Origin of the sequence: Brevundimonas sp. TSRC1-1, from assembly GCF_049898245.1 — a bacterium.
Lineage (GTDB): Bacteria > Pseudomonadota > Alphaproteobacteria > Caulobacterales > Caulobacteraceae > Brevundimonas > Brevundimonas mediterranea_A.
In genome coordinates this window covers 499,179-523,505 of the sequence record NZ_JAFCXI010000003.1, presented here as the reverse complement: position 1 = coordinate 523,505, position 24,327 = coordinate 499,179, and the positions used below count along the sequence as shown (strand labels likewise).

36 protein-coding genes are annotated in these 24,327 nt (G+C 66.0%); 33 read left to right on the top strand and 3 right to left on the bottom strand.

Annotated features, from left to right (window positions below):
- Positions 1-9 precede the first annotated feature (9 nt).
- The 30 genes from rplC to ACP7CK_RS12440 all read left to right on the top strand — a co-directional run bounded on the left by rplC (position 10) and on the right by ACP7CK_RS12440 (position 17,764).
- Entirely contained in the window at positions 10-759 is a 750-nt protein-coding gene (gene rplC, locus ACP7CK_RS12585) for a 50S ribosomal protein L3 (protein WP_426026204.1), read from the top strand.
- Complete coding sequence (gene rplD, locus ACP7CK_RS12580; protein ID WP_035307172.1) at positions 759-1,397, top strand: 50S ribosomal protein L4; 639 nt, start codon at positions 759-761, stop codon at positions 1,395-1,397. The genes rplC and rplD overlap by 1 nt, the downstream gene beginning before the upstream one ends.
- On the top strand, positions 1,397-1,699 hold the full coding sequence (locus ACP7CK_RS12575; RefSeq protein WP_008260292.1) for a 50S ribosomal protein L23: 303 nt from the start codon (positions 1,397-1,399) through the stop codon (positions 1,697-1,699). The genes rplD and ACP7CK_RS12575 overlap by 1 nt, the downstream gene beginning before the upstream one ends.
- A 4-nt stretch (positions 1,700-1,703) precedes the next feature.
- A complete protein-coding gene (gene rplB / locus ACP7CK_RS12570; protein ID WP_008259904.1) occupies positions 1,704-2,540 on the top strand; it encodes a 50S ribosomal protein L2 in 837 nt (278 codons plus the stop codon).
- Between the two features lie 2 nt (positions 2,541-2,542).
- Positions 2,543-2,821, top strand: coding sequence for a 30S ribosomal protein S19 (gene rpsS / locus ACP7CK_RS12565; protein ID WP_008262211.1), 279 nt, complete (start codon positions 2,543-2,545; stop codon positions 2,819-2,821).
- Positions 2,822-2,824: 3 nt separating this feature from the next.
- Positions 2,825-3,205: a 50S ribosomal protein L22 gene (gene rplV, locus ACP7CK_RS12560; RefSeq protein WP_008262904.1), complete on the top strand. Its 381-nt coding sequence runs from the start codon at positions 2,825-2,827 to the stop codon at positions 3,203-3,205.
- Complete coding sequence (gene rpsC, locus ACP7CK_RS12555) at positions 3,205-3,960, top strand: 30S ribosomal protein S3 (RefSeq protein WP_008264251.1); 756 nt, start codon at positions 3,205-3,207, stop codon at positions 3,958-3,960. The genes rplV and rpsC overlap by 1 nt, the downstream gene beginning before the upstream one ends.
- A gap of 3 nt (positions 3,961-3,963) precedes the next feature.
- Positions 3,964-4,404, top strand: a complete 441-nt coding sequence (rplP, locus tag ACP7CK_RS12550) for a 50S ribosomal protein L16 (protein WP_008259917.1) — start codon at positions 3,964-3,966, stop codon at positions 4,402-4,404.
- Entirely contained in the window at positions 4,404-4,601 is a 198-nt protein-coding gene (rpmC, locus tag ACP7CK_RS12545; protein ID WP_008263673.1) for a 50S ribosomal protein L29, read from the top strand. Before rplP ends, rpmC begins: the two co-directional genes overlap by 1 nt.
- Before the next feature lie 10 nt (positions 4,602-4,611).
- On the top strand, positions 4,612-4,854 hold the full coding sequence (gene rpsQ / locus ACP7CK_RS12540) for a 30S ribosomal protein S17 (protein ID WP_008262472.1): 243 nt from the start codon (positions 4,612-4,614) through the stop codon (positions 4,852-4,854).
- A gap of 18 nt (positions 4,855-4,872) precedes the next feature.
- Positions 4,873-5,241, top strand: a complete 369-nt coding sequence (rplN, locus tag ACP7CK_RS12535) for a 50S ribosomal protein L14 (protein WP_003164378.1) — start codon at positions 4,873-4,875, stop codon at positions 5,239-5,241.
- Position 5,242: 1 nt separating this feature from the next.
- Positions 5,243-5,551, top strand: a complete 309-nt coding sequence (rplX, locus tag ACP7CK_RS12530) for a 50S ribosomal protein L24 (RefSeq protein WP_008263379.1) — start codon at positions 5,243-5,245, stop codon at positions 5,549-5,551.
- Positions 5,551-6,111: a 50S ribosomal protein L5 gene (gene rplE / locus ACP7CK_RS12525; RefSeq protein ID WP_008262588.1), complete on the top strand. Its 561-nt coding sequence runs from the start codon at positions 5,551-5,553 to the stop codon at positions 6,109-6,111. The genes rplX and rplE overlap by 1 nt, the downstream gene beginning before the upstream one ends.
- A 19-nt stretch (positions 6,112-6,130) precedes the next feature.
- Positions 6,131-6,436: a 30S ribosomal protein S14 gene (gene rpsN, locus ACP7CK_RS12520; RefSeq protein WP_008259854.1), complete on the top strand. Its 306-nt coding sequence runs from the start codon at positions 6,131-6,133 to the stop codon at positions 6,434-6,436.
- A gap of 15 nt (positions 6,437-6,451) precedes the next feature.
- Positions 6,452-6,850, top strand: coding sequence for a 30S ribosomal protein S8 (gene rpsH, locus ACP7CK_RS12515; protein ID WP_008262310.1), 399 nt, complete (start codon positions 6,452-6,454; stop codon positions 6,848-6,850).
- Between the two features lies 1 nt (position 6,851).
- A complete protein-coding gene (rplF, locus tag ACP7CK_RS12510; protein WP_035307166.1) occupies positions 6,852-7,385 on the top strand; it encodes a 50S ribosomal protein L6 in 534 nt (177 codons plus the stop codon).
- Positions 7,386-7,388: 3 nt separating this feature from the next.
- Positions 7,389-7,745: a 50S ribosomal protein L18 gene (gene rplR, locus ACP7CK_RS12505; RefSeq protein WP_008259637.1), complete on the top strand. Its 357-nt coding sequence runs from the start codon at positions 7,389-7,391 to the stop codon at positions 7,743-7,745.
- A gap of 12 nt (positions 7,746-7,757) precedes the next feature.
- Positions 7,758-8,366 carry a 30S ribosomal protein S5 gene (rpsE, locus tag ACP7CK_RS12500; RefSeq protein ID WP_008262674.1) on the top strand — a complete coding sequence of 203 codons (609 nt, stop codon included), beginning with the start codon at positions 7,758-7,760 and terminating at the stop codon, positions 8,364-8,366.
- A gap of 2 nt (positions 8,367-8,368) precedes the next feature.
- The gene (rpmD, locus tag ACP7CK_RS12495; RefSeq protein ID WP_008258716.1) at positions 8,369-8,557 is read left to right on the top strand and encodes a 50S ribosomal protein L30; all 189 of its coding nucleotides are present in this window, start codon (positions 8,369-8,371) and stop codon (positions 8,555-8,557) included.
- Between the two features lie 260 nt (positions 8,558-8,817).
- Positions 8,818-9,411 (top strand): 50S ribosomal protein L15, encoded by a 594-nt coding sequence (gene rplO / locus ACP7CK_RS12490; protein ID WP_008260404.1) that lies wholly within the window; start codon positions 8,818-8,820, stop codon positions 9,409-9,411.
- Positions 9,412-9,541: 130 nt separating this feature from the next.
- Positions 9,542-10,921: a preprotein translocase subunit SecY gene (gene secY / locus ACP7CK_RS12485; RefSeq protein ID WP_008262163.1), complete on the top strand. Its 1,380-nt coding sequence runs from the start codon at positions 9,542-9,544 to the stop codon at positions 10,919-10,921.
- 33 nt (positions 10,922-10,954) lie between these two features.
- Positions 10,955-11,515 (top strand): adenylate kinase, encoded by a 561-nt coding sequence (locus ACP7CK_RS12480; protein ID WP_008260031.1) that lies wholly within the window; start codon positions 10,955-10,957, stop codon positions 11,513-11,515.
- Positions 11,516-11,545: 30 nt separating this feature from the next.
- Complete coding sequence (locus ACP7CK_RS12475) at positions 11,546-12,280, top strand: energy transducer TonB (protein WP_292148865.1); 735 nt, start codon at positions 11,546-11,548, stop codon at positions 12,278-12,280.
- 178 nt (positions 12,281-12,458) lie between these two features.
- The gene (gene rpsM / locus ACP7CK_RS12470; RefSeq protein WP_026108555.1) at positions 12,459-12,827 is read left to right on the top strand and encodes a 30S ribosomal protein S13; all 369 of its coding nucleotides are present in this window, start codon (positions 12,459-12,461) and stop codon (positions 12,825-12,827) included.
- Positions 12,828-12,836: 9 nt separating this feature from the next.
- Positions 12,837-13,226: a 30S ribosomal protein S11 gene (rpsK, locus tag ACP7CK_RS12465; RefSeq protein ID WP_008264180.1), complete on the top strand. Its 390-nt coding sequence runs from the start codon at positions 12,837-12,839 to the stop codon at positions 13,224-13,226.
- 91 nt (positions 13,227-13,317) lie between these two features.
- A complete protein-coding gene (locus tag ACP7CK_RS12460) occupies positions 13,318-14,337 on the top strand; it encodes a DNA-directed RNA polymerase subunit alpha (RefSeq protein ID WP_183194957.1) in 1,020 nt (339 codons plus the stop codon).
- Positions 14,338-14,441: 104 nt separating this feature from the next.
- Positions 14,442-14,861, top strand: a complete 420-nt coding sequence (gene rplQ / locus ACP7CK_RS12455; RefSeq protein WP_035307159.1) for a 50S ribosomal protein L17 — start codon at positions 14,442-14,444, stop codon at positions 14,859-14,861.
- 94 nt (positions 14,862-14,955) lie between these two features.
- Positions 14,956-15,414 carry a GNAT family N-acetyltransferase gene (locus tag ACP7CK_RS12450; RefSeq protein WP_426026200.1) on the top strand — a complete coding sequence of 153 codons (459 nt, stop codon included), beginning with the start codon at positions 14,956-14,958 and terminating at the stop codon, positions 15,412-15,414.
- Positions 15,415-15,607: 193 nt separating this feature from the next.
- The gene (locus ACP7CK_RS12445) at positions 15,608-16,450 is read left to right on the top strand and encodes a hypothetical protein (RefSeq protein WP_426026199.1); all 843 of its coding nucleotides are present in this window, start codon (positions 15,608-15,610) and stop codon (positions 16,448-16,450) included.
- Positions 16,451-16,834: 384 nt separating this feature from the next.
- Entirely contained in the window at positions 16,835-17,764 is a 930-nt protein-coding gene (locus ACP7CK_RS12440) for a LysR substrate-binding domain-containing protein (protein WP_426026198.1), read from the top strand.
- On the opposite strand, the gene ACP7CK_RS12435 is transcribed toward ACP7CK_RS12440, so the two are convergent.
- Both ACP7CK_RS12435 and ACP7CK_RS12430 read right to left on the bottom strand, forming a co-directional pair.
- The gene (locus tag ACP7CK_RS12435; RefSeq protein ID WP_426026197.1) at positions 17,724-18,581 is read right to left on the bottom strand and encodes a hypothetical protein; all 858 of its coding nucleotides are present in this window, start codon (positions 18,579-18,581) and stop codon (positions 17,724-17,726) included. The genes ACP7CK_RS12440 and ACP7CK_RS12435 overlap by 41 nt on opposite strands.
- Positions 18,571-19,497, bottom strand: coding sequence for an ABC transporter ATP-binding protein (locus ACP7CK_RS12430; protein ID WP_008260680.1), 927 nt, complete (start codon positions 19,495-19,497; stop codon positions 18,571-18,573). Before ACP7CK_RS12430 ends, ACP7CK_RS12435 begins: the two co-directional genes overlap by 11 nt.
- Before the next feature lie 99 nt (positions 19,498-19,596).
- On the opposite strand from ACP7CK_RS12430, the gene ACP7CK_RS12425 reads away from it, so the two are divergent.
- Positions 19,597-20,853, top strand: a complete 1,257-nt coding sequence (locus ACP7CK_RS12425; protein WP_426026196.1) for an ectonucleotide pyrophosphatase/phosphodiesterase — start codon at positions 19,597-19,599, stop codon at positions 20,851-20,853.
- Between the two features lie 754 nt (positions 20,854-21,607).
- Positions 21,608-21,844, top strand: a complete 237-nt coding sequence (locus ACP7CK_RS12420; RefSeq protein ID WP_426026194.1) for a hypothetical protein — start codon at positions 21,608-21,610, stop codon at positions 21,842-21,844.
- On the opposite strand, the gene udk is transcribed toward ACP7CK_RS12420, so the two are convergent.
- The gene (gene udk / locus ACP7CK_RS12415) at positions 21,841-22,488 is read right to left on the bottom strand and encodes a uridine kinase (RefSeq protein ID WP_426026193.1); all 648 of its coding nucleotides are present in this window, start codon (positions 22,486-22,488) and stop codon (positions 21,841-21,843) included. The genes ACP7CK_RS12420 and udk overlap by 4 nt on opposite strands.
- 189 nt (positions 22,489-22,677) lie before the next feature.
- On the opposite strand from udk, the gene ACP7CK_RS12410 reads away from it, so the two are divergent.
- Positions 22,678-24,312: a long-chain-fatty-acid--CoA ligase gene (locus ACP7CK_RS12410; protein WP_426026192.1), complete on the top strand. Its 1,635-nt coding sequence runs from the start codon at positions 22,678-22,680 to the stop codon at positions 24,310-24,312.
- The last annotated feature ends 15 nt before the right edge of the window (positions 24,313-24,327 follow it).

Sequence of the window (24,327 nt, the reverse complement as noted above, 5' to 3'; positions counted from 1 at the left end):
CGGGATCCGATGCGCACGGGCGTGATCGCCAAGAAGCTGGGCATGACCCGCGTGTTCGCCGATGACGGCGCGCACGTACCGGTCACTGTGCTTCAGCTCGACGGCTGCCAGGTCGTCGGCCAACGTACCCAGGAGCGTGACGGTTACGTCGCTCTCCAACTGGGCGCTGGCACGAAGAAGGCCAAGAACACCAACAAGGCTCAACGCGAGACCTTCGCCAAGGCGGAAGTCGAACCGAAAGCCTATGTGACCGAGTTCCGCGTCGATGCGGACGGTCTGCTGGACGTGGGCGCCGAGCTTTCGGCCGAACACTTCGTGGTGGGTCAGAAGGTCGATATCCAGGGCGAGACCATCGGTAAGGGTTTCGCCGGCGCCATGAAGCGCTGGAACTTCGGCGGTCTGCGCGCCACGCACGGTGTTTCGCTGTCGCACCGTTCGCACGGTTCGACGGGTAACCGTCAGGACCCGGGTCGGACCTTCCCTGGCAAGAAGATGGCCGGTCACTACGGGGCCGAAACCGTCACCACTCAGAACCTGACCGTCGTCCGCGTGGACGCCGAGCGTGGCCTGATCCTGATCAAGGGCGCTGTCCCCGGTCATGACGGCGGCTACGTCAAGGTTCGTGACGCCATCAAGAAGGCTCGTCCGGCTGACGCTCCGTTCCCCGGTGCGCTGAAGTCGAGCAAGTCTGCTGCTCAACCCGCCTCGACCCCGGCTGAAGAAGCCCCCGTCGAAGCGACCGAAGGCGGTGAAGCGTAATGAAACTCTCTGTCATCCAACTCGACGGCAAGGCCGCTGGCGACGTGGAACTGTCGGACGCCGTCTTCGGCATCTCCGACATCCGCGGCGACATCCTGGCCCGCACCGTCAACTGGCAGCTGGCCAAGCGCCGCGCCGGCACGCACAAGGTTCAAACCCGCAACGAGAATTCTCGTACGGGCAAGAAGATGTACAAGCAAAAGGGCACCGGCGGCGCTCGTCACGGTTCGCGCCGTGCACCGCAGTTCGTCGGCGGTTCGCGCGCCTTTGGTCCGGTCGTTCGCGACCACGGCTTCTCGCTGCCGAAGAAGATCCGCGCGCTCGCTCTGCGTCACGCCCTGTCCTCCAAGGCGAAGTCGGGCGACCTGATCATCGTGGACACCGTCTCGGTCAAGGAAGCCAAGACCGCCTCGCTGCGCGAGACGCTCGGCAAGCTGGGCTGGACCAAGGCTCTCATCATCGCGGGTCCGGAAGTCGACACGAACTTCGGCCTGGCCGCACGCAACATCCCGCACATCGACGTGCTGCCGAACGCCGGCCTGAACGTCTATGACATCCTGCGGGCTGACAAGCTGGTGCTGACCAAGGCCGCTATCGAGGCGATCGAAGCCCGCTTCAGCGATAAGGAAGCCGCGTAATGGCCGCTCAACCTACCGCCAAGCACTACGACACCATCCTGGCTCCGGTGATCACCGAAAAGGCCACGATCCTGTCCGAGCAGAACAAGGTCGTCTTCCGCGTCGCCGACACGGCGACCAAGGACGAGATCGCCGCGGCGGTCGAAAGCCTGTTCAAAGTCAACGTCCTGAAGGTCAACACCCTGGTTCAAAAGGGCAAGACCAAGCGCTTCCGGGGGATCCTGGGTCGTCGCGTGGACATCAAAAAAGCGATCGTGACCCTGGCCGACGGCCAGTCGATCGACGTCACCACGGGGCTCTGATCAGATGGCCTTGAAACATTACAATCCGACCTCGCCGGGCCGTCGCGCCCTCGTGCTGGTCGACCGTTCGGAGCTCCACAAGGGCCGTCCGGAAAAGTCGCTGACCGAAGGCCTGACCAAGTCGGGCGGACGCGGGCAGGGCGGTCGCATCGCGGTCCGCTTCCGCGGCGGCGGCGCCAAGACCCTGTACCGCAAGATCGACTTCAAGCGTCGCAAGTGGGACATGGTCGGCACGGTCGAGCGTCTGGAATACGATCCGAACCGCACGGCCTTCATCGCCCTCGTGACCTACGAAGACGGCGAGAAGACCTACATCATCGCGCCGCAACGCCTTAAGGCCGGCGACACGGTGATCGCGGGCGAAAAGACCGACGTGAAGCCGGGCAACGCCATGCCGCTTCGTTCGATGCCGGTGGGTACGATCATCCACAACATCGAGATGAAGCCGGGCAAGGGCGCCCAGCTGGCTCGCTCGGCCGGCGCCTACGCTCAGCTGGTGGGTCGCGATCAGGGCTACGCCCAGATCCGTCTCGGCTCGGGCGAACTGCGCATGGTCCTGGACGGCTGTATCGCCACTGTGGGCGCGGTTTCGAACCCCGACCACATGAACCAGAACCTGGGCAAGGCCGGTCGCAAGCGTCACATGGGCTTCCGCCCGCACGTCCGCGGCGTCGCCATGAACCCGATCGACCACCCGCACGGTGGTGGTGAAGGCCGGACCTCTGGTGGTCGCACCCCCGTCACGCCGTGGGGTAAGGACACCAAGGGCACCCGTACCCGCAAGAACAAGGCTACGGACAAGTACATCATCCGTACCCGCCACGTTAAGAAGGCTCGCTAAGAATGGCCCGCTCCTCCTGGAAAGGCCCGTTTGTCGACGGGTATCTGCTCAAGAAGGCCGACGCCGTTCAAACGTCGGGCCGCAAGGACGTGATCAAGACCTGGTCGCGCCGCTCCACCATCCTGCCGCAGTTCGTCGGTCTGACGTTCGGCGTCCATAACGGTCAGAAGCATGTGCCCGTGTCGGTCTCGGAAGAGATGGTCGGCATGAAGCTCGGCGAGTTCGCCCCGACCCGGAACTTCCCGGGTCACGCGGCGGACAAGAAGGCCAAAAGGAAGTAACTGATGGCCCAGACCAAGAACATTCGTCGGGTCGCCCCGACCGAGGCCCGCGCCAAGCTGGTCAACGTGCGCATCAGCCCGCAAAAGCTGAACCTGGTCGCCGCATCGATCCGCGGCATGCCGGTTCAGAAGGCGCTGAACGAGCTGGAATTCAGCCGTAAGCGTATCGCGACCGATGTCCGCAAGGTCCTGTATTCGGCGATCTCGAACGCTGAGAACAACCACAACCTCGACATCGACAACCTGGTCGTCGCCGAGGCCTTCGTGGGCAAGAACCTGGTGATGAAGCGTTTCGCGAGCCGTGCTCGTGGCCGTTCGTCGCGCATCCTGAAACCGTTCAGCGAGATCACCATCGTGGTCCGTGAAGCCGGCGAGGCCGCCTGATGGGTCAGAAAATCAATCCGATCGGTCTGCGCCTCGGCGTGAACCGTACGTGGGACAGCCGTTGGTTCGCCGCCGGCGCCGACTATTCCCGCCTGCTGCACCAGGACCTGAAGCTGCGCGAGTGGCTGCGGGAACGTCTGGCCGCCGCCGGCGTGTCGCGCATCATCATCGAGCGCCCGCACAAGAAGTGCCGCATCACCATCTACGCCGCCCGTCCGGGCGTCGTGATCGGTAAGAAGGGCGCTGACATCGAGAAGCTCCGCAAGGACATTTCGGCCCAGACCGAAGGTGAAGTTCACCTGAACATCATCGAAGTCCGCAAGCCGGAAACCGATGCGCAGCTGATCGCCGAGAACATCGCCCAGCAGCTCGAGCGTCGCGTGGCCTTCCGCCGCGCCATGAAGCGCTCGATGCAGTCGGCCATGCGTCTGGGCGCCAAGGGCATCCGGATGAACGTCTCGGGTCGTCTGGGCGGTGCGGAAATCGCGCGGATGGAATGGTATCGCGAAGGTCGCGTGCCGCTTCACACCCTGCGCGCCGACATCGACTACGGCTTCTACGAAGCCAAGACGACCTACGGCATCATCGGCGTGAAGGTCTGGGTGTTTAAGGGTGAAGTGCTCGAGCACGATCCGATGGCCCAGGACAAGCGTTGGGCCCAGGAAGCGTCGGGTCCGTCCTCGAACGAAGGCCGCGAACGCGGCGGCCCCCGTGGCGACCGCGGTCCGCGTCGCGACCGGGGACGTGAGAACTAAGTCATGTTGCAACCGAAGAAGACCAAGTACCGCAAGGCCTTCAAGGGCCGCATCCACGGCTCGGCCAAGGGCGGCTTCTCGCTGAACTTCGGGTCGTACGGCCTGAAGACGCTGGAGCCGGAACGCATCACTGCGCGTCAGATCGAAGCGGCTCGCCGCGCGATCACCCGCCAGATGAAGCGCCAGGGCCGCGTCTGGATCCGCGTCTTCCCCGACCTGCCCGTCACGGGCAAGCCGGCCGAAGTCCGGATGGGTAAGGGCAAGGGCGCCGTGGACCACTGGGCCGCGCGTTGCCACCCCGGCCGCATCCTGTTTGAAATCGACGGCGTGACGGACGAAGTGGCCCGTGAAGCGCTCCGTCTCGGCGCCGCCAAGCTGCCGGTCCGCACCAAGGTCGTGACCCGTATCGACGCCGGCGTCGCCCATGTCGAGGTAGCCGCCTAATGACCAAGATCGCCGATCTGCGGTCGCAAACGACCGACCAACTGTCCGACGAGCTGCTGAAGCTCAAGAAGGAACAGTTCAACCTGCGTTTCCAGGCGGCCACCGGCCAAATGGAAAAAACCCACCGCGTGGGTGAAGTGCGCAAAGACATCGCCCGCATCTCGACGCTTCTGCGCGAGAAGCGTGCGGCCTCGTAAGGAGACGAATATGCCCAAGCGAATTCTCGAAGGCGTGGTCGTGTCCGACAAGGGCGAAAAGACCGTCGTCGTGAAGGTGGAGCGCACGCTGCTTCACCCTGTTCTGAAGAAGATCGTTCGTCTTTCGAAGAAGTATCACGCCCACGACGAAGCCAACGCGCTCAAAGTCGGCGACATCGCTCGCATCGTCGAGTGCGCCCCGAAGTCCAAGTTGAAGCGCTGGGAAGTCCTTTCCAACGCCTCCGCCTCGTAATCAGAAGGATCTGATCTTATGATCCAGATGCAAACTAACCTGGAAGTGGCCGATAATTCGGGCGCCCGCCGGGTCATGTGCATCAAGGTGTTGGGCGGCTCCAAGCGCCGCTACGCCTCGATCGGCGACACAATCGTCGCCTCCGTGAAGGAAGCCATCCCGCGTGGCCGCGTGAAGAAGGGCGACGTTGTTCGCGCCATCGTCGTGCGCACCGCCAAGGACATCCAACGCAAGGACGGCTCGGTCATCCGTTTTGACAAGTCGGCCGCCGTCATCGTCAACAAGCAGAACGAGCCTGTCGGCACGCGGATCTTCGGCCCGGTTCCCCGCGAACTGCGCGCCAAGAACCACATGAAGATCATCTCGCTGGCTCCGGAGGTCCTGTAACATGGCCGCCAAGATCAAAAAGGGCGACCGCGTCGTCGTCCTCACCGGCAAGGACAAGGGCCGCACGGGCAACGTGCTGAAGGTCCTGCCCACCGAAAACCGCGTCCTGGTTGAAGGCGTCAACATGGTTCAGCGCCACACGCGCCCGAGCCAGGCTGACCCGCAGGGCGGCATCAAGAACAAGGAAGCCTCGCTTCACCTGTCGAACGTCGCGATCGCCGACGCCAACGGCAAGGCGACCCGCGTCGGCTTCAAGATCGATGGGGACACCAAGGTCCGCATCGCCAAGACGACGGGAGACGTCATCTGATGGCTACCGAGAAGTACACCCCGCGCCTCAAGGGCGAGTACCAGGCGCGCATCCGCCAGGTGCTGAAGGAAAAGTTCGGCTACACGAACGAAATGCAGGTGCCCAAGCTGGACAAGATCGTCCTGAACATGGGCATCGGCGAAGCCGTCGCGGACTCCAAGAAGGCGAACGCCGCCCTCAAGGATCTGACGGCCATCGCCGGTCAGAAGGCCGTCGCCACCAAGGCCCGTAACTCCATCGCCGGCTTCAAGCTGCGCGAGGGCATGGTCATCGGCGGCAAGGTCACCCTGCGCGGCGACCAGATGTACGAGTTCCTGGACCGGTTCATCACGATCGCGCTGCCGCGCGTGAAGGATTTCCGTGGTCTGAAGGGCACGTCGTTTGACGGTCGCGGCAACTACGCCACCGGTCTGAAGGAACACATCGTGTTCCCGGAAATCAACTACGACCAGATCGACCAGATGTGGGGCATGGACATCATCGTCTGCACCACGGCCAAGACCGATGAGGAAGCCAAGGCTCTCCTCACCGAGTTCAAGTTCCCGTTCGTGAAGAACTGAGCGGGAAGGGAAGAGAACAATGGCTAAGAAGAGCGCCGTAAACCGCAACGAAGCCGTCAAGGCCCTGGTTGCGAAGTATGCCGCGAAGCGGGCCGCCCTGAAGGCGACCGCCAACGACGAAAACCTGCCGCTTGAGGAGCGTTTCGACGCGCGCCTGAAGCTGGCTGAACTGCCGCGCAACTCCGCGCCGACCCGTATTCGCAACCGTTGCGAAGTGACCGGTCGTCCGCGTGCGTTCTATCGCAAGCTCAAGATGAGCCGGATTGCGCTGCGCGAACTCGGCAACCAGGGCCAGATCCCTGGCCTGACCAAGTCCAGCTGGTAAGGGGAGCGAACAGACATGATGATCAACGATCCCCTGAGCGACATGATCGCTCGCATCAAGAACGCGGCGACCCGCAAGCGTTCCAAGGTGCTGACCCCCGCTTCCCGTCTGCGCCAGCGCGTCCTCGACGTGCTGCAGGACGAAGGCTACATCCGCGGCTACAACCTGGTTCAGAATCCGGGTGAGTTTCCGCAGTTCGAGATCGAGCTGAAGTACTTCGACGGCCAGCCCGTCATCGCCGAGATCGCGCGCGTGTCCAAGCCGGGCCGCCGCGTCTATTCGGCGATCGGCGATCTGAAGCCCGTCAAGAACGGCCTCGGCATCTCGATCCTCTCGACTTCGAAGGGCGTCATGTCCGACGCTTCTGCCCGCGACGCCAACGTCGGCGGCGAAGTCCTCTGCAGGGTCTACTGATATGTCCCGTATTGGCAAGAAAACCATCGCTGTGCCGAAGGGCGTGACTGTCACGCTCGACGGCCAGACCGTCTCCGTGAAGGGCCCCAAGGGCGAGAGCTCCTGGACCGTCGCCGAGGAAATCGAAGTCACCCGGGAAGGCGACGAACTGTCGCTGGGCCTGCGGTCGGACACGCAACGCGGTCGCGCGATGTGGGGCCTGTCGCGCACGCTGGTCGACAACATGGTCGTCGGCGTCACCACCGGCTTCGAGAAGTCGCTTGAGCTGGTCGGCGTCGGTTACCGCGCCGCGATGAAGGGCAACGCCCTGTCGCTGCAGCTCGGCTTCTCGCACGAAGTCGACATCGATCCCCCGGCCGGCGTCAGCTTCGCTGTTCCGAAGCAAACCGAGATCAAGATCTTGGGTTCGGACAAGCAGGCTGTCGGTCAGATCGCCTCGGTCATCCGCAAGCTGCGTCCGCCGGAGCCCTACAAGGGCAAGGGCGTCCGTTACGCGGGCGAGAAGGTCCGTCGCAAGGAAGGCAAGAAGAAGTAAGTCATGGCTCTTTCTCTTCGACAACAAGCCAAGCGCCGCTCGGAGCGCACCCGTCGCCGCCTGAAGGCCGTCGCCAACGGCCGTCTGCGCCTGTCGGTGTACCGTTCGGACAAGAACATCTCGGCCCAGATCATCGACGACGCCCAGGGCGTGACCGTCGTTGCGGCCTCGTCGCTGGAAGGCGGCAAGGGCAAGCGCGGTTCGGACACGGCCGCAGCCGCAGCGATCGGCAAGCTGATCGCCGAACGCGCCATCGAGAAGGGCGTCAAGGACGTCGTCTTCGACCGTGGCGAGTACATCTATCACGGCCGGGTCAAGGCGCTGGCGGAAGCCGCGCGCGAAGCCGGCCTGAACTTCTAAGGGACGCGAAGCATGGCGCATCAACCCCAGCGCGGCGGCGGCGGTAACGATCGCAACCGTCGTGACAATCGCAACGGTCCCGCTGTCGACGGTCCGGATTCGGACATCGTCGAGAAGCTGGTTCACATCAACCGCGTTGCGGCCACCGTCAAAGGCGGCCGTCGGTTCTCCTTCGCCGCCCTGATGGTCGTCGGCGACGGCAAGGGCCGCGTCGGTTTCGGTCACGGCAAGGCGCGCGAAGTGCCGGAAGCCATCCGCAAGGCGACCGAGGAAGCCAAGAAGACCATGATCCGCGTTCCGCTTCGCGAGAACCGCACCCTGCACCACGACGGCAACGGCCGTTGGGGCGCCGGCAAGATCATGATGCGCGCCGCCCCTCCCGGGACCGGCGTCATCGCGGGCGGTCCGATGCGCGCCGTGCTCGAAACCCTCGGCGTCCAGGACGTCGTGGGCAAGTCGACCGGCTCGTCGAACCCCTACAACATGATCCGCGCGACGTTCGAAGCGCTGAAGGTCCAGTCCTCGCCCCGTCAGGTCGCGTCCAAGCGCGGCAAGAAGGTCGCGGATCTGATGGGCCGTCGCAACGACGGCGCCTCGGCGCCCGAAGCTGTGGAGTCCTAATCATGGCCGAGCAAAAGACCGTCACCGTCAAGCAGACCGGTTCGCCGATCCGCCGCAAGAACGACCAGCGCGCCACCCTGGTGGGCCTGGGTCTGAACCGCCTGGGCCGTGAATCGACCCTGGTGGACACGCCTTCGGTTCGTGGAATGATCGCCAAGGTCGCCCACCTGACCGAGATCGTCGAAAAGTAAGACGAAAGACTCTCCCTCCCCCTCGGGGGAGGGCAGGTCGCGCAAGCGACCAGGTGGGGGCGGCTCGCAAGAGTCGCCTTTACTGCTGTTCGGGGAGCCGCTATAGCGCCCGACCTTGAGATATCCGGGACGGGCTCGCCGAGCCCTTCCCACCCGGTCGGCTCCGCCGACCACCCTCCCCCGAGGGGGAGGGAGACGATAAACTTTGAACGCCGAGTCCGGACGATGTCCGGGCGCTAGAACCCGAAAGGATCAGGCATATGAAACTGAACGAAATCCGCGACAACGAAGGCGCGCACAAGAAGCGCATGCGTGTCGGCCGTGGCCCCGGTTCGGGCAAGGGCAAGACCTCGGGCCGCGGCGTCAAGGGTCAGAAGTCGCGTACCGGCGTCAGCCTGCTGGGCTTCGAAGGCGGCCAGATGCCGCTGTACATGCGCATGCCCAAGCGCGGCTTCAACAACCCGAACGCCCTGAAGCTGGCCGAAGTGAACCTGTGGCGCCTGCAAGACGCCATCGACGCCGGCAAGCTGGACGCCAAGTCGGAACTGAAGGGCGACGCCCTGGTCGCCGCCGGCGTGATCCGTCGCGTCAAGGACGGCGTGCGTCTGCTGGGCACCGGTGAAGTCAAGCAAGCCCTGAACCTGGTCGTCTGGTCGGCCACCGCCGGCGCCAAGAAGGCCATCGAAGCCGCTGGCGGCACCGTGCTGGAACAACGTATCGAAGCCGAAGCCAAGGCCGCTGCGCGCGTCGAGAAGCGCAACGCCGCCAAGGGCAAGGCTCCGGCTCCGAAGGCCCCGCGCGGCGACGAGAACAAGATCTCGGCCCGCACCAAGCGCGCCGCCGCCAAGGCCTAAGCAACGCGTCGTCGCGGCTGGACTAGGCCGTGGCCTGATTACACCTGCGACGACGAAACAACGGAAGCGGCCCTCGCATGAGGGCCGCTTTCCGCCTATCTGACGACTCTGTCAGTCGTGGGGACGCATAATGGCTTCGGCCGCAGAACAACTCGCCGCCAATATGAACATGGGCTCGTTCGCGAAAGCGACCGAGCTGCACAAGCGCCTGCTGTTCACGCTGGGCGCCTTGCTGGTTTATCGCATCGGGACTTACGTTCCGATCCCGGGCATCAATTCGCAGGCCTTCCTGCAATTCTTCCAGGACCCTTCGGGTCAGCGCGGCATCCTGGACATGTTCAACATGTTCTCGGGCGGCGCGGTCGAGCGGATGGCCATCTTCGCGCTGAACGTCGCGCCCTATATCTCGGCGTCGATCATCGTGCAGCTGATGGGCACCGTGTATCCGCCCTGGGAAAAGCTGAAGAAGGAAGGCGGCGAGAGCGGCCGCAAGCAGCTGAACCAGTACACCCGCTATCTGACGGTGTTCCTGGCCCTGGCCCAGTCGCTGGGCATCGCGGCGGGCCTGAACGCCCAGCCGGGTCTGGTCGACAATCCGGGGATCTTCTTCCTGGTCTCGACCGTCGTGACCCTGACGGGCGGCACCATGTTCCTGATGTGGCTGGGTGAGCAGGTGACGGCGCGCGGCGTCGGCAACGGCATCTCGCTGATCATCTTCGCCGGCATCGTGGCGGTCCTGCCGTCCACCATCGCCCGCATGCTGGGCCTGGCCCAGCAGGGTCAGATGTCCGCCTTCGCCCTGTTGTTCATCGCCGTTCTGGCCGTGGCGACCGTGGTCTTCATCGTCTTCATGGAACGCGCCCAGCGCCGGCTTCTGATCCAGTATCCGAAGCGCCAGGAAGGCAACCGCATGGCCGGGGGCGAACGCTCGTTCCTGCCGCTGAAGGTCAACACCGCCGGGGTCATCCCGCCGATCTTCGCCTCGTCCCTGCTGATGCTGCCGACCACGGTGGCCAGCCTGACCGCCAACGCGGACCTGCCCGACTATCTGGGCTGGCTGCCGCTGGTCACGTCGCAGCTGACGCACGGCCAGCCGCTGTTCATGGCCCTGTACGCCGCCCTGATCATCTTCTTCTGCTTCTTCTACACCTCGATCACCTTCAACCCGGAGGACACGGCCGAGAACCTGCGCAAGTACGGCGGCTTCCTGCCGGGCATCCGTCCGGGCAAGCGCACGGCCGAGTATCTGGACTATGTCCTGACCCGTCTGACGGTGATCGGCGCGGCCTATATCACCGCCGTCTGCCTGCTGCCCGAGTTCCTGGTCGCCCAGATGGGCAACAGCCTCTACTTCGGCGGAACGTCTATCTTGATTGTCGTGTCGGTCACGATGGACACTGTGGCCCAGATCCAGTCCCAACTGCTGGCGCACCAGTACGAGGGCCTGATCAAGAAGGCCAAGCTGCGCGGTCGCGGCGGTCGTGGCGCGCCCACTCCGGTGCGGCGCTGAGTTGACTACAAGAAGCCTGGGGAGGGCCTACGCGTGAACTTGATCCTGTTCGGACCGCCGGCGGCGGGCAAGGGGACACAGGCCAAGCGGCTGGTCGAAGAGCGGGGCATGGTCCAGCTCTCGACCGGCGACATGCTGCGGGCCGCCATCGCCTCGGGCTCGGAACTGGGGCTCAAGGTCAAGGACGTGCTGGCGCGCGGCGATCTGGTGACGGACGAGATCGTCATCGCCCTGATCGAGGATCGCCTGCCGGAGGCCGAGGCCGCCGGCGGCGCCATCTTCGACGGCTTCCCCCGCACCGTGGCCCAGGCCGAGGCCCTGGACGCCATGCTGGCCAAGCGCGGCGCCCAGATCGACGCCGTGGTGCGGCTGAAGGTCGACGACTCGGCCCTGCTGGAGCGGATCGCCAAACGCTACGCCGAACAGGGCCGTCCCGACGACAATCCCGACACCTTCGTGGTGCGTCTGGACGCCTACAACCGCAACACCGCCCCGCTGCTTCCCTATTATGAAGCCCAGGGCAAGCTGACCGAAGCGGACGGCATGGGCTCCATCGACTCCGTCGCCAAGGCGATCGACGAAGCTCTGGCGTGACCAAACCGGGCGTCGGGCGTTAGACGACCGATGCCTGACGCCAAGACCCCTCATGAAAGAAGGCGCGCCCGCAGACGCTGGCGCGCCTTCGTCGTTTTCGGCGGCGTGGCCGTGGTCGAGATCGGCCTGTTCCTTCTGTTGGGCCAGGTGAAGGGCAGGGCGCCGGAGACCTTGGGGACGCAGCCCCGCCCGGTCGAAGTCCTGCTCTATGAGCCGCCGCCGCCGATCTCGCTTGAGCCGCCTGCGCCGGAGATCGGGGGAGGCGCCCCAGCCGCGCCGTCGCGCATCCACACGCCCCCGCCGCTGAAACAGCCGCGTCCTGTCGAACTGCCCGCCCCGCCCAAACAGGCGCCTGAGCCGGCCCCGGTCGTCGGCGTCGCGCCCGCGCCTTCGCCGGCGGCCGGTTTCGGCCAGGGCGGGCAGGGGAGCGGCAGCGGATCCGGGGCCGGATCGGGCTCAGGGCCGGGCGCCGGCTCCACCCGGGCGCGGGTGCTCCGCTCTCCGCCCGTGTCGGAAATCCGCGCCAACCACCCCCGGGCGGCGCGCAGCCGATACGGCAATGCGGCCTTGTCCTGTGTCGTTCGCCTGGACCAGCGGCTGGAAGACTGCCGGGTGATCAGCGAGACGCCGGCGGGTCTGGGCTTCGGCGAGGCGGCCCTGCGCCTGGTCGATCAGTTCCGCGTCCTGCCCCCGACAGAGGACGGCCGTCCGGTCGAGGGCCAGAGGCTGGTGGTGGGAATCGACTTCGGCAATCGGCCGCGTTGACGTCCGCACGCACACCGGGCATCCAAGTCGCAGCGGCCTTCGCTTGTCTTCGATCCACCAGGCGTTGACGCGATGTGAATCATCTGTATAAGGGCGCCTTCCCGCGAAGGGCGCCACGCTCCTGGTTTGTTAACCGGAGCGTTTGTTGCGTCTGACTAACGCGTATCTGGAGAATTTCGTGGCCCGTATTGCTGGCGTCAACATCCCGACCAACAAGCGCGTTGAAATCGCGCTTCAGTACATCCATGGCATCGGCCCCGCCGCCGCCAAGGACATCACCGAGAAGGTCGGCATCGAGCCGGCTCGCCGGGTGAACCAGCTGACGGACGCCGAAGTCCTGTCGATCCGTGAAACGATCGACAAGGATCATACGGTCGAGGGCGACCTGCGCCGCGAGACGTCGATGAACATCAAGCGTCTGATGGACCTGGCCTGCTACCGCGGCCTGCGTCACCGCAAGGGCCTGCCGGTCCGCGGTCAGCGCACGCACACCAACGCCCGCACCCGCAAGGGTCCCGCCAAGCCGATCGCCGGCAAGAAGAAGTAAGACAGACACATGGCCAAGGAACCGGGTCGCGTAAAGAAGCGCGAGCGCAAGAACATCACCTCGGGCGTCGCCCACGTGAACGCCAGCTTCAACAACACCATGGTGACCATCACCGACGCGCAGGGAAATGCGATTTCCTGGTCGTCGGCCGGTCACATGGGCTTCAAGGGCTCGCGTAAGTCGACCCCGTATGCCGCCCAGATGGCGGCTGAAGACGCCGGCAAGAAGGCGCAGGAACACGGCGTGAAGACGCTGGAAGTGAATGTCTCGGGTCCGGGTTCCGGCCGTGAATCGGCCCTGCGCGCGCTGCAGTCGGTCGGTCTGACGATCACCACCATCCGCGACGTCACGCCGATGCCGCACAACGGTTGCCGTCCGCCCAAGCGTCGTCGCGTCTAAGCGACACCGCCTACAGCACCCCCATCTCCGTCGGCTCCACCATGGCCTCGTCGACAAGGCCGGAGTCTACGAAACCCGTTCGAGGGACAAAATGATCGAAAGAAACTGGCAAGAGCTGATCCGTCCCGAGAAGCCGCAGATCGAGATCGGTTCCGACGCCCAGCGCAAGGCGCGCCTGGTGGCCGAACCTCTCGAACGTGGCTTCGGCGTGACGCTCGGCAACGCGCTCCGTCGCGTTCTGCTGTCCTCGCTGCAAGGCGCGGCCGTCACCGCCATCCAGATCGACGGCGTCGTCCATGAATTCTCGTCGCTGGAAGGCGTTCGGGAAGACGTGGTCGACATCGTCCTGAACATCAAGCAACTGGCGCTGCGCATGCACGCCGAAGGCCCCAAGCGCATGACCCTGCGCGCCACGGGCCCCGGCGCCGTGACGGCCGGCCAGATCGACGTGCCGGCGGACATCGAGGTTCTGAACCCCGATCACGTCATCTGCACCCTGGACGACGGCGCGTCGGTCCGCATGGAACTGACCGTCCAGAACGGCAAGGGCTATGTGGCCGCCGAGCTGAACCGTCCGGAAGATGCGCCGATCGGCCTGATCGCCGTCGACGCCCTGTATTCGCCGGTCAAGCGCGTCGCCTATCGCGTCGAGCCGACCCGTCAGGGCCAGTCGCTGGATTACGACAAGCTGCTGCTGGAAGTCGAAACCAACGGTGCGGTCACGCCGGTTGACGCCGTGGCCTACGCCGCGCGCATCCTGCAGGACCAACTGCAGATCTTCATCACCTTCGAAGAGCCCAAGAAGGCTGTCGAGCAGTCGGACGGCAAGCCCGACCTGCCCTTCAACCCGGCCCTGCTGAAGAAGGTGGACGAGCTGGAGCTGTCGGTCCGTTCGGCCAACTGCCTGAAGAACGACAACATCGTCTACATCGGCGACCTGATCCAGAAGACCGAGGGCGAAATGCTTCGCACCCCGAACTTCGGCCGTAAGTCGCTGAACGAGATCAAGGAAGTTCTCGCGACGATGGGCCTCAGCCTCGGCATGGACGTGCCGAACTGGCCGCCCGAAAACATCGAAGATCTGGCCAAGAAGTTCGACGACCAGATCTAAGTTCAACCCTCCGCCCGTCTCCCTCGGGAGAATGCCGGGGCGGTTAGAAGATTACGGTTCCAGGTCCCTGTTGGGATACCGGTTCCGGAGTAGGAGAGACCCAGATGCGCCACGGCGCCGCCCATCGTAAACTCGGTCGCACGACCAGCCACCGCACCGCCATGTTCGCGAACATGGCCGCCTCGCTGATCAAGCACGAGCAAATCACCACGACCCTGCCCAAGGCGAAGGAACTGCGTCCCTTCGTCGAGAAGCTGGTCACCCTGGCCAAGAAGGGCGATCTGCACGCCCGTCGTCAGGCCATCAGCCAGGTTCGCGACGTGCCGCAAGTCGGCAAGCTGTTCGAAACGCTCGGCCCGCGCTACAGCGAGCGTAACGGCGGCTATATCCGCATCATGAAGGCGGGCTTCCGCCACGGCGACAACGCCCCGATGGCCGTGATCGAGTTCGTCGATCGCGACGTCGAAGCCAAGGGCAAGGACTCCGGTCCGGTCCTGGCCTTCGAAGGCGACGACGAGGCCTGAGCCTTTCGTCTCTGACGAGACTGATGTTCGAAAGGGCGGCCGGAGCAATCCGGCCGCCCTTTTGCTTTGAGCGGACATGGGGCAAGAGGCGCGGATGACCGTCGCCATCGTCGAATACCGCCCCGACCACGCCGCCGCCTGGGCGCGGCTGAACGAGGCCTGGCTGGCCGAGGGCGGCTTCGCCATCGAGGCCAAGGATCGGCGCTCCATCGACGACCCGCACGGGGTCTTCATCGCCGGGGGCGGACGGATCTTCATCGCCGAACGGGACGGGGAGGCGGTCGGCTGCTGCGCCCTGATCCGTATTCCTGACGGCTTCGAGGTGTCGAAGATGACGGTGACGCCCGCTGCGCGCGGTCTGGGCCTGGCGCGGCGTCTGCTGGAGGCCTGCGATGCGGCGGCCCGCGAGGCGGAGGCGGCGCATCTGTATCTCGAGACCAACAGCGCCCTGAAGCCGGCCATCGCCCTGTACGAAAGTTTCGGCTTCCTCCACCTGCCCTCCCGCCCGACCCCCTACGCCCGCGCCGACGTCTTCATGGAGAAGCGGTTCTAGCCGGTGAAGGCCTCGCCCAGCGCCAAAACCGAGTGATTAATCGCCACATCCTAGCCGAGAGCTATGGCTTCGGTCTTCTTACGCTGCGCCGAAGACGGGGGATTGGGCAGCATCTCCACACGCGGAAATGGTGGCCGGGGCAGCGGACCGCCTTTTGCTTTATGGGGAGGCGCAGCTAAGCCATGCTCAAAGTATGAGCCGCCTGATTCTGACCACGCTCCTTTGCGCCTTGCTCGGTGGCTGCGTGCCGACCCGGTCGTTTCAGACTGTGGCGACCGACGGCCTTTCTGCCGGGGCCATTTTTCAACGCGGCGCCCTAACGACTGGGGTGATGAGGAGCGGAGAAAGTATCCTCTTGGACGGCGTCATTCCGGCAGGAGATATGTTGTGTGGCCGCGGGTTGGATCCGCCCTGTTTTATGGCGTCAGACCTTGCTGAGGTGACTGTCGCCTCGCCCCCTCGATTTACCGCGAAGGACTGGGCGATTCAGTCTCCGTTGATTGTGCTGAGCGTTGCCTTGTCGCCGCTCTACCTACTGCCCACGCCTAGGCAGCCAGGTTGGTTGGAGCAGCCGGATAATCCCTGTGTGGAGAGTGGCGAGACGGCCGTAGCTGAGACCGTGAACAGCGGAAGCGCCAAGGCGGAGACCGCCGCGTTGGCTGCGCTCATCTCTAAGCATCATGACTTGACCGGTAGATGTCTTCTGTTCGCGTCATTTGCTGCGCAGCCGACGGATCTGAACCGGAGACTGTGGTTCAAGGCCCAGGCACGGCTGCGGTTTGAAGAGCGAGCTTGTGTTGAAGATGCAGGACAGGCCGATACGACTTGGCGGTGGAATCTGCCGCGAGGAGAGCAGATGGACGAAATGGGCATCGCTACTTGGCCAGATGAACTTCGAGCGGTGTTGAGCGATCCGGCGACCTTCGACTATCCGGGGTTGGCCAAGGTTTGCGCTGAGCGGGGCGGGGTGAAAGCGGACTTGACCGAGGCCGTCGATCGCGCTCGAGAAGCATGGCCGCTTCCGACGCCCCTCTAAATCTTCGGCGACTGTCGGAACGCAAGGAGCCGGCGATTTATCAGCGCGACCGGTTCGACGGCGTCCGTATTCTATAGAAACCAACAGCGCCCTGAAGCCGGCCATCGCCCTGTACGAAAGCTTCGGCTTTCTCCATCTGCCGTCCCGCCCGACCCCCTACGCCCGCGCCGACGTCTTCATGGAGAAGCGGTTCTAGCCGGTGAAGGCCTCGCCCAGCGCCAGGATCCATATGAGCAGAACGCACAGGCCGTAGACCATCTTGTCCAGGCGGGTGCGGCGGGGCGGGCGCGGCGGCGGGTCGAACTGAGGCATGACCAGTTTGGAGCCGATTTCCCTGGAGGCCGAAATCGATTAAGCGGGCAGGGGTCTGTGAGGGGAAGTCACATGAAACCCGCCGCGCCGCCGCCGCTGAACGCCCTGCGCACCTTTGAGGCCTTCGCCCGCCACGGCAGCATGACCCGCGCCGCCGCCGAGCTTTGCGTCACCCATGGCGCGGTCAGTCGCCAGATCGCGGCCTTGCAGGCCTCGCTGGGCGTGGTGCTGGTGTCCGGTCCGCGTCACGCCCTGGTCCTGACCGAGGCGGGATCGCAATTGGCCGAGCGCCTGACCCCGGCCTTCGGCGCTATCACCGACGCGGTCCAGGCGACCCGCCACGGCGCCGCGCGAGAGATCGAGATCTCCTGCCCGGGCACCTTCGCACTGAAATGGCTGATCCCTCGCTTGCCGGATTTTCTCGAGGCCCATCCCGAGGTTCGGGTGCGGCTGTTGGAATCCTATTCGCCGGTCGATTATCGGCGCGATCGATTCGACGGGGCGATCCGGATTGTTGAGCCGGACCAGGTTCATCCGCGCGCCGAGGCGACACGTTTCCTGCCCCAGCATCAGGGACCGGTCGGGGCCCCGGAGGTGATGGCGCGGCTGCCGACCCTGGCGGCCGTGGCCGGCGCCCCGCGTCTGCGCTCGGCCACCTTCCGTCGCGCCTGGCCGGCCTGGGCCGCCCTGGTGGGCCTGGACCTGCCCCCGGCCAGGGTGGAGCGCGAGTTCGCGCATAATCACTCGATGGTCGAGGCCGCCGTGTCGGGCATGGGCGTCGCCATTGCGCCCTGGGCCTTTGTGGCGCCGGACGTCGTGGCGGGGCGGCTGGCGGCGCCGTTCGGCTTCGTCGAACGTCCGTCCTGGTTCGCCTTCCTGCGTCCCGAGGGCCGCCGGGACGCCGCTGTGGACGCCTTCCGCGACTGGCTGGTGGTGGAAGGCGCGCGCAGCCCGCCTCCGCCTATTCCTTCGACAGATCCTGACGCTGGAACCAGGCGATAGAGGCCGCGACCGGCACGACGCACCACAGGGTCAGGCTGACGATCGCCTTCATGACCACGCCTTCGGGCAGGGGCATGGGGCCGGGAGAGACGGCGGCCTTCAGCGTGTCATAGGCCAGGCCCGGCAGAAGCAGCTGGGCGGCCCAGTCGGTCGGCGCCCAGCCGATCACGGGCGTCAGCGGTCCTCCGAGGATGGACTGGGCGAAACCCAGGGCCCAGGGCACGAACAGGGCCGCCAGCAGCGAGCGACTGACCACCGCCGCCAGCAGGGCGATCAGGCCGTACTGAACGATGCGGATGAGGGACAACAGCCACAGCAGCAGGAACTGGCCCAGGTCGAAATCGGTCAGGTCGAACGCCATCGGCCGCCCGGTCACCACCGCCTGGGAGATGAAGAAGACGAAGGCGGCGATCAGCATGGCCAGCATGGCGATCATGGCCAGGGCCTTCATCACCCCGATCTTGCCCAGGATCAGCCAGGGCCGGCCGTTGCGGGCGCTGATCAGACGCCAGGTCTCCCAGCGATAGTCGCCGGCGTAGACGGTCGCCGCCGCCAGCAGCATGAAGGCCAGCAGCACGCCGTTCGCGCCGTAGGTGGCCGTGAAGCCCAGGGCGTCCGCCAGATTGACCGGCTGATTTCCCATCTCGGCGGGTAGACTGGCTTTGGCCGCCAGGGCGTCGCCCTTGGTCTTGGTGATGATGTGGAAGGCCACGCCGCCGATGATGAACAGCAGCGGCGTCAGCAGGACGCTGCAGAAGACCGCCGTCCGGTTCCGCGAGACGCGATAGGCCTCGGATTTCAGCGCATCAACCAGCATGATCGGTCCCCTTCACAGGCGCGCCCTGCACCCCGGTCCAGCCGGTCTCGCTCATGAAGACGTCTTCCAGGTCGGCGCCGATCCAGCGGGCCTCCTCGATCTCGACCCCCGCCTCGACCAGGGCGCGGATCGTCGCCGCCGCCTCGGCGCGCGGCACGGCGGCGATCAGGGCGTCGCCGTCCAGCGTCGCCCGGTCGCCCAGCACGCCCAGGGCCCTGGCCAGGGGCGTGACCGACAGGCGCAGCCGCTCGCCCGAGGCGGTCAGGTCCGAGACCCGACCCTCGGTGATCACCTTGCCCTTGTTGAAGATGGCGACGCGGTCGCAGACGCGCTGGACCTCCTGCAACTGGTGGCTGGCCAGGATGACGGTCACGCCGTCGTCGTCGGCCAGGCTGCGGATCAGGGCCCGCATCTCCTGAATGCCGGGCGGATCCATGCCGCTGGTCGGTTCATCCAGGATGACCAGGTCGGGCCTGGTCATCAGGGCCGCCGCCACGCCCAGCCGCTGCAGCATGCCGACCGAGAAGCCGCGCACCCGCCGGTCCGCCGCCTCGGCCAGGCCGACCCGCTTCAGCCAGGCCTCGATCTCGGCGGTCGGCACGCCGCCGTGGGCGTAGCTCAGCCAGACCAGCACCTGGCGCGCCGTCATGAAGGGGGGAAAGCGCGGGGTTTCGATCATCGCGCCCATGCGCCGCGTCGCCGCCGGATCGCCGATCCGCCCGCCCATGACCGTGGCCTCGCCCGCAGTCGGGCGGATCAGGCCCAGCAGGGTGCGGAACAGGGTCGACTTGCCGGCGCCGTTCGGCCCCAGAATGCCATAGACCCCGCCGCGCGGGATCGACAGGGTCAGGCCGTCCAGGGCCCTGACCGTCCCATAGGTCTTGGTCAGGCCGCGGATTTCGATGACGGTTTCCATGAGGCGAGCTTGGCCCGCGAACGCCGTTCCGACAAGCCGTCGCGCGGTTGTCGTCCATTAAGTTTAGGCAATGGTTCCATGTCGCTTCGGAGTTCGCCCATGTCCCGCTTCCTGGTTTCCGGCCTGGCGCTCGTCGCCGCACTGGCGGTTGCGTCCTGCGCCGGGGCGCCGGCCTCGACCGCGCCGGTCACGCAATCCCCGGTCGTTTCGGCCGTTGCGACTCAGGCCGACCGTCCGGACCCGGTGATTCTGATTTCCATCGACGGCTTCCGTCCCGACTATCTGGGCCGGGGGGCGACCCCGGTCATGGATGGCCTGGTCGCCGGCGGCGCCTTCGGGCCGATGCGTCCGTCCTTTCCCAGCGTGACCTTCCCCAACCACTATACGCTGGTGACGGGCCTGCACCCGGACCACCACGGGATCGTCGGCAACCGCTTCACCGACGCCGAACTGGGCGTCTTCACCATGGCCAGCAAGGAGAGCGGCTTCTGGGACCAGGCCGAGCCGATCTGGGTCTCGGCTGAAAAGGCGGGCGTCCGCACCGGGACCATGTTCTGGCCGGGCTCCGAGGTCGAGATCCACGGTGTCCGGCCCAGTCGTTGGGAGCCCTTCGACCAGTCGATGTCGGGCGACGCCCGGGTGGACCGGATCCTGTCCTGGCTGGACCTGCCCGCCGATCAGCGGCCGAGGTTCGAGACCCTCTATTTCGACATCGTCGACAGCGCCGGTCACCGTCATGGGCCGGATGCGGCCGAGACCCGCGCCGCCGTCGCCTCGGTGGACGCCTCCATCGGTCGGCTGGTCGAGGGTCTGAAGGCGAGGGGACTCTATGACCGAACGCTTCTGGTCCTTGTGTCCGATCACGGCATGGCCGCCACCTCGCCCGACCGGGTGGTGTGGATCGACGACATCATCGACCCGGCGGCGCTCCAGATCGGTTATGGCGGCGCCGTCCTGACCGCCGATCCCGCGCCGGGCCGCGAGGCCGAGGTGCAGCAGAAGCTGGTCGGGCGTCACCCCCACATGGAATGCTGGAACAAGGCCGATGTCCCCGCCCGCCTGGTCTATGGCTCGAATCCGCGCGTGGCCCGGATCGTCTGCCTGGTCGAGACCGGCTGGCTGACCGCCACGCGCGACCGGCCCGTCACGCGGCCCGGCGGCGCCCACGGCTATGACAATCAGGTGCCCGAGATGCAGGCCCTGTTCATCGCCCACGGCCCCGGCGTCATCCCCGGCCGCCGCCTGACCGACCTCGACAGCGTCGATGTCCAGCCCTTCCTGGCCCGCATGCTGGGCGTCACCGCGCCCCAGGGCGACGGCCGGGCCGAGGACACTCTGCCGGTCACCACGCAGTAGAACGCCGGCTCCGCGCCCCAGACCCTCTCCCGCTTGCGGGAGAGACTATCCCCGGCGTCCGCGCAGCGGACCAGGGTCGGAGAGGGAAGTCTTCTTCCAGAAGCCAGCAAGGGTCATCATCACCGCCGGAGTCGCCCCCTCCGTCACGGCGCTCTGCGCCGCGCCACCTCCCCCAGGGGGGGAGGATTTCGGTGCTCGCATTCCTCCCCCCCTGGGGGAGGTGGCGCGGCGCAGAGCGCCGTGACGGAGGGGGCCCGAACGGGTCCAACTGTCACAATGACGCTGGCCTCACTCCAGCAATTCCAACAGCTTGCCAGATTCTCGCCCCGACTTCCCCGCCAGGGCTCCCCCGTCCCCTATAATCACGCCCGGTCTCGTCGCTTGGAGGGCTCGTAAGGCCTGCGACCTTGCGGCGGCGGGAGCGGATGGAACGGGAGCGGGGGTGCAACTCCTCCGCGCCGACGGCGACACATGGTGCGCCGGCGGAGGGTCGAGGGGGATACTCGATCGCACTCGGGACGGTTCTTCGCAGGGACCGCCGACCCGTCGCAGGCTTATGGGGTTAGGCGATAAGACCGCCACCGCTCGGCGCCCCGAGCTTGCAGGCCAACCATTCGCGCGGGGCGTCAAACCTTCGTCGAAACGGTATTTCTAGATCAAACTCCGGGCGAAGGCCCGGCGCCCCGCCCAGCCCTCCATGAACTTCGCAGCGAAAGCGCGAGGACGATCAGACCTGTCCTGAAAGGAGCCGTTGATGGCCCGTCCCAGACCCCGTCGTCCCAGACCCGGCCGCGGCCTGCCGCCGCCGGAAAGGCGCAGTCCCGAAGAACAGGCGGAAGACGACCGCCTGCGGGCGGAACTGGTCATCCAGTGCGCCCGGATGGACGCCATACTGGCCGACAAGTGGGCTGAGGCGGCGGAGCAGGTTCGCATCCAGGCCGAACGGGCCGCCGCCGGCGCCGTCTTCGCGGACGACGATCCCTGGGTCTAGGCGTCCAGCAGCGGCTGAAGCAGCGGATGGGCCAGGACCGGCGCGGCCAGACGCACCACGGCCTGCGGATCCTCCAGCCGCACCGCCGCTGTGGCGTCGGCGATGATGAAGTCGGCATGGGTGCGCGACGGCTCGGTCAGCCGTTCGTGGCCCGGCCGCACCGTCGTCAGATACTGGGCCACGACCGAATCCGCCGAACGGCCGCGTTCGGACTGGTCGCGCAACAGGCGGCGAATGAAACGGATGTCGGACGGGGTGTCGACGAAGACCCGGATGTCGAACAGGGCCGTCAGTTCGGGGGTGCACAGCACATGGGTGCCCTCGACGATCACCACCTCGCTGGCGGGGATCGGCTCGCCGCCCGGCTCGCGGCCGTGATGGATGAAGGAATAGACCGGCGCCGTGACCGGCCGCCCGGCCTTCAGGTCCATCAGGTCGGCGATCATCAGGGCGTGGTCGCGCGCCGCCACATCGTCGAAGTCGAAGGTCGCCGCGTCGAAGCCGGGCAGGGAGGCCGCGTCCCGATAATAGGAATCCTCGCGCACCAGCACCGCCTTGCCCTCCGGCAGGGCCGAGACCAGGGCCTCGGCCAGGGTGCTCTTGCCGGAGCCGGAGCCCCCCGTGATCGCGATCAATATTGTCATGGCCGGCCTTCTAGAACGTCGGCGAAGCCTGCGCCACAGCGGCTTGCGCGAGCAGCCCCCGCCAGACGATCCGGGGACGATCCGTCGCGCCGGCCCTTCCCTCGGTCACGTTGCTTATCGCCGATAACCAAGTTAGCGTCCGGGCAAGCGTCGCCTCGAGCAGACGCATCCATAGGAACAGGAAACGACATGCTGGGCTTGATGCAGGACTGGCCGCTGACGGTCGACAAGATCATCGACCACGCCAAACACTGGCACGGCGACCGCGAGGTGGTGACGCGCTCGGTCGAGGGGCCGATCGTCCGCACCACCTATGGCCGGATTCACGACCGGGCCAGGCGCGTCTCCAACGCCCTCAAGGCCTGGGGGATCGCGCCCGGCGACCGCGTCGCCACCCTGGCCTGGAACACCGACAAACATATCGAGACCTGGTACGGCGTCATGGGGATCGGCGCGGTCTGCCACACCCTGAACCCGCGCCTGTTCCCCGAGCAACTGGTCTACATCATCAACCACGCCGAGGACCGGGTCATCTTCACCGACCTGACCTTCGTACCGTTGCTGGAAGCCATCCTGCCGCACCTGCCCAAGGTCGAGCGCGTCATCATCATGACCGACGACGCCCATATGCCGCAGACGACTCTGCCCAAGGCCGAGGCCTATGAGACGGTGATCGCAGGTCAGTCGGCCGAGGTGGTCTGGGGCGACTTCGACGAACAGACCGCCTGCGGCCTGTGCTACACCTCGGGCACCACGGGCCATCCCAAGGGCGTGCTCTATTCGCACCGCTCGAACTTCATCCATACCCTGCTGGGCCTGCAGTCCACCGTCCTGGGCGCCACGCCCAACGAGGTGATCCTGCCCGTCGTGCCGATGTTCCACGCCAACGCCTGGGGCATCGCCTTCGGCGGACCGGCGGCCGGCGCCAAACTGGTCATGCCGGGCGCCAAGATGGACGGCGCCTCGATCTACGAACTGCTGGAGAGCGAGAAGGTCACCTTCTCCGCCGCCGTGCCCACCGTCTGGCAGGGGCTGCTGGGCCATATGAAGCAGAACGACCTGCGGCTCTCGACGGTCAAGCGCGTGTTGATCGGCGGCTCCGCCGTGCCCGAAAGCCTGATCCGCGCCTTCCACGACGACTATGGGATCGAGGTGCTGCAGGGCTGGGGCATGACCGAGACCTCGCCCATCGGCACCCTGTCGAACATGACCCCCGAACTGGCGGACAAGCCGTTCGAGGAACAGCTGAAATGGCGCGTCAAACAGGGCACGCCGCCGCTGGGCGTCGAGCTGAAGCTCAAGGACGACGCCGGGGCGGCCCTGCCGCACGACGGCGTGACCTTCGGCCATCTGATGGTCAAGGGTCCGACCGTCGCCCGCGCCTATTTCCGCGAGGAGGGCGACATCGTCGACGACGAGGGCTTCTTCGACACCGGCGACGTGGCGACGGTCGACGACCTGGGCTTCATGCAGATCACCGACCGGTCCAAGGACGTGATCAAGTCCGGCGGCGAATGGATCAGCTCCATCGAGATCGAGAATATCGCCGTCGGCCATCCCAAGGTCGAACTGGCCGCCGTCATCGGCGCCGCCCACGCCAAATGGGACGAACGGCCGGTCCTGATCGTGCGGCTCAAGGACGGCGAGACCCTGGACAAGCAGGAGCATCTCGACTTCCTGCACGGCAAGATCGCCAAATGGTGGATGCCCGACGACGTGGTCGCCGTGGACGAGATTCCGCTGGGCGCCACCGGCAAGATCGACAAGAAGCTTCTGCGCGAGCGGATGAAGGACTACCGCTTGCCAGAGATCCAGCCTGGTTGAAGATCCGGAGCGCCG

Bases quoted from the DNA above. Each gene is read 5' to 3' on its own strand.
- rpmC (WP_008263673.1), top strand. From the start codon at position 4,404: ATGACCAAGATCGCCGATCTGCGGTCGCAAACGACCGACCAACTGTCC.
- ACP7CK_RS12425 (WP_426026196.1), top strand. From the start codon at position 19,597: ATGTCCCGCTTCCTGGTTTCCGGCCTGGCGCTCGTCGCCGCACTGGCG.
- udk (WP_426026193.1), bottom strand. From the start codon at position 22,488: ATGACAATATTGATCGCGATCACGGGGGGCTCCGGCTCCGGCAAGAGC.
- rplD (WP_035307172.1), top strand. From the start codon at position 759: ATGAAACTCTCTGTCATCCAACTCGACGGCAAGGCCGCTGGCGACGTG.
- rplB (WP_008259904.1), top strand. From the start codon at position 1,704: ATGGCCTTGAAACATTACAATCCGACCTCGCCGGGCCGTCGCGCCCTC.
- rplQ (WP_035307159.1), top strand. From the start codon at position 14,442: ATGCGCCACGGCGCCGCCCATCGTAAACTCGGTCGCACGACCAGCCAC.
- secY (WP_008262163.1), top strand. From the start codon at position 9,542: ATGGCTTCGGCCGCAGAACAACTCGCCGCCAATATGAACATGGGCTCG.
- rpsN (WP_008259854.1), top strand. From the start codon at position 6,131: ATGGCTAAGAAGAGCGCCGTAAACCGCAACGAAGCCGTCAAGGCCCTG.
- rpsK (WP_008264180.1), top strand. From the start codon at position 12,837: ATGGCCAAGGAACCGGGTCGCGTAAAGAAGCGCGAGCGCAAGAACATC.
- rplE (WP_008262588.1), top strand. From the start codon at position 5,551: ATGGCTACCGAGAAGTACACCCCGCGCCTCAAGGGCGAGTACCAGGCG.
- ACP7CK_RS12460 (WP_183194957.1), top strand. From the start codon at position 13,318: ATGATCGAAAGAAACTGGCAAGAGCTGATCCGTCCCGAGAAGCCGCAG.
- rpsC (WP_008264251.1), top strand. From the start codon at position 3,205: ATGGGTCAGAAAATCAATCCGATCGGTCTGCGCCTCGGCGTGAACCGT.
- rplP (WP_008259917.1), top strand. From the start codon at position 3,964: ATGTTGCAACCGAAGAAGACCAAGTACCGCAAGGCCTTCAAGGGCCGC.
- rplX (WP_008263379.1), top strand. From the start codon at position 5,243: ATGGCCGCCAAGATCAAAAAGGGCGACCGCGTCGTCGTCCTCACCGGC.
- ACP7CK_RS12475 (WP_292148865.1), top strand. From the start codon at position 11,546: ATGCCTGACGCCAAGACCCCTCATGAAAGAAGGCGCGCCCGCAGACGC.
- ACP7CK_RS12450 (WP_426026200.1), top strand. From the start codon at position 14,956: ATGACCGTCGCCATCGTCGAATACCGCCCCGACCACGCCGCCGCCTGG.
- rplC (WP_426026204.1), top strand. From the start codon at position 10: ATGCGCACGGGCGTGATCGCCAAGAAGCTGGGCATGACCCGCGTGTTC.
- ACP7CK_RS12410 (WP_426026192.1), top strand. From the start codon at position 22,678: ATGCTGGGCTTGATGCAGGACTGGCCGCTGACGGTCGACAAGATCATC.
- ACP7CK_RS12420 (WP_426026194.1), top strand. From the start codon at position 21,608: ATGGCCCGTCCCAGACCCCGTCGTCCCAGACCCGGCCGCGGCCTGCCG.
- ACP7CK_RS12575 (WP_008260292.1), top strand. From the start codon at position 1,397: ATGGCCGCTCAACCTACCGCCAAGCACTACGACACCATCCTGGCTCCG.
- ACP7CK_RS12430 (WP_008260680.1), bottom strand. From the start codon at position 19,497: ATGGAAACCGTCATCGAAATCCGCGGCCTGACCAAGACCTATGGGACG.
- ACP7CK_RS12435 (WP_426026197.1), bottom strand. From the start codon at position 18,581: ATGCTGGTTGATGCGCTGAAATCCGAGGCCTATCGCGTCTCGCGGAAC.
- rpsS (WP_008262211.1), top strand. From the start codon at position 2,543: ATGGCCCGCTCCTCCTGGAAAGGCCCGTTTGTCGACGGGTATCTGCTC.
- rpsE (WP_008262674.1), top strand. From the start codon at position 7,758: ATGGCGCATCAACCCCAGCGCGGCGGCGGCGGTAACGATCGCAACCGT.
- rplR (WP_008259637.1), top strand. From the start codon at position 7,389: ATGGCTCTTTCTCTTCGACAACAAGCCAAGCGCCGCTCGGAGCGCACC.
- rpsQ (WP_008262472.1), top strand. From the start codon at position 4,612: ATGCCCAAGCGAATTCTCGAAGGCGTGGTCGTGTCCGACAAGGGCGAA.
- rplN (WP_003164378.1), top strand. From the start codon at position 4,873: ATGATCCAGATGCAAACTAACCTGGAAGTGGCCGATAATTCGGGCGCC.
- ACP7CK_RS12445 (WP_426026199.1), top strand. From the start codon at position 15,608: ATGAGCCGCCTGATTCTGACCACGCTCCTTTGCGCCTTGCTCGGTGGC.
- ACP7CK_RS12440 (WP_426026198.1), top strand. From the start codon at position 16,835: ATGAAACCCGCCGCGCCGCCGCCGCTGAACGCCCTGCGCACCTTTGAG.
- rplO (WP_008260404.1), top strand. From the start codon at position 8,818: ATGAAACTGAACGAAATCCGCGACAACGAAGGCGCGCACAAGAAGCGC.
- rplV (WP_008262904.1), top strand. From the start codon at position 2,825: ATGGCCCAGACCAAGAACATTCGTCGGGTCGCCCCGACCGAGGCCCGC.
- rpmD (WP_008258716.1), top strand. From the start codon at position 8,369: ATGGCCGAGCAAAAGACCGTCACCGTCAAGCAGACCGGTTCGCCGATC.
- rpsH (WP_008262310.1), top strand. From the start codon at position 6,452: ATGATGATCAACGATCCCCTGAGCGACATGATCGCTCGCATCAAGAAC.
- rplF (WP_035307166.1), top strand. From the start codon at position 6,852: ATGTCCCGTATTGGCAAGAAAACCATCGCTGTGCCGAAGGGCGTGACT.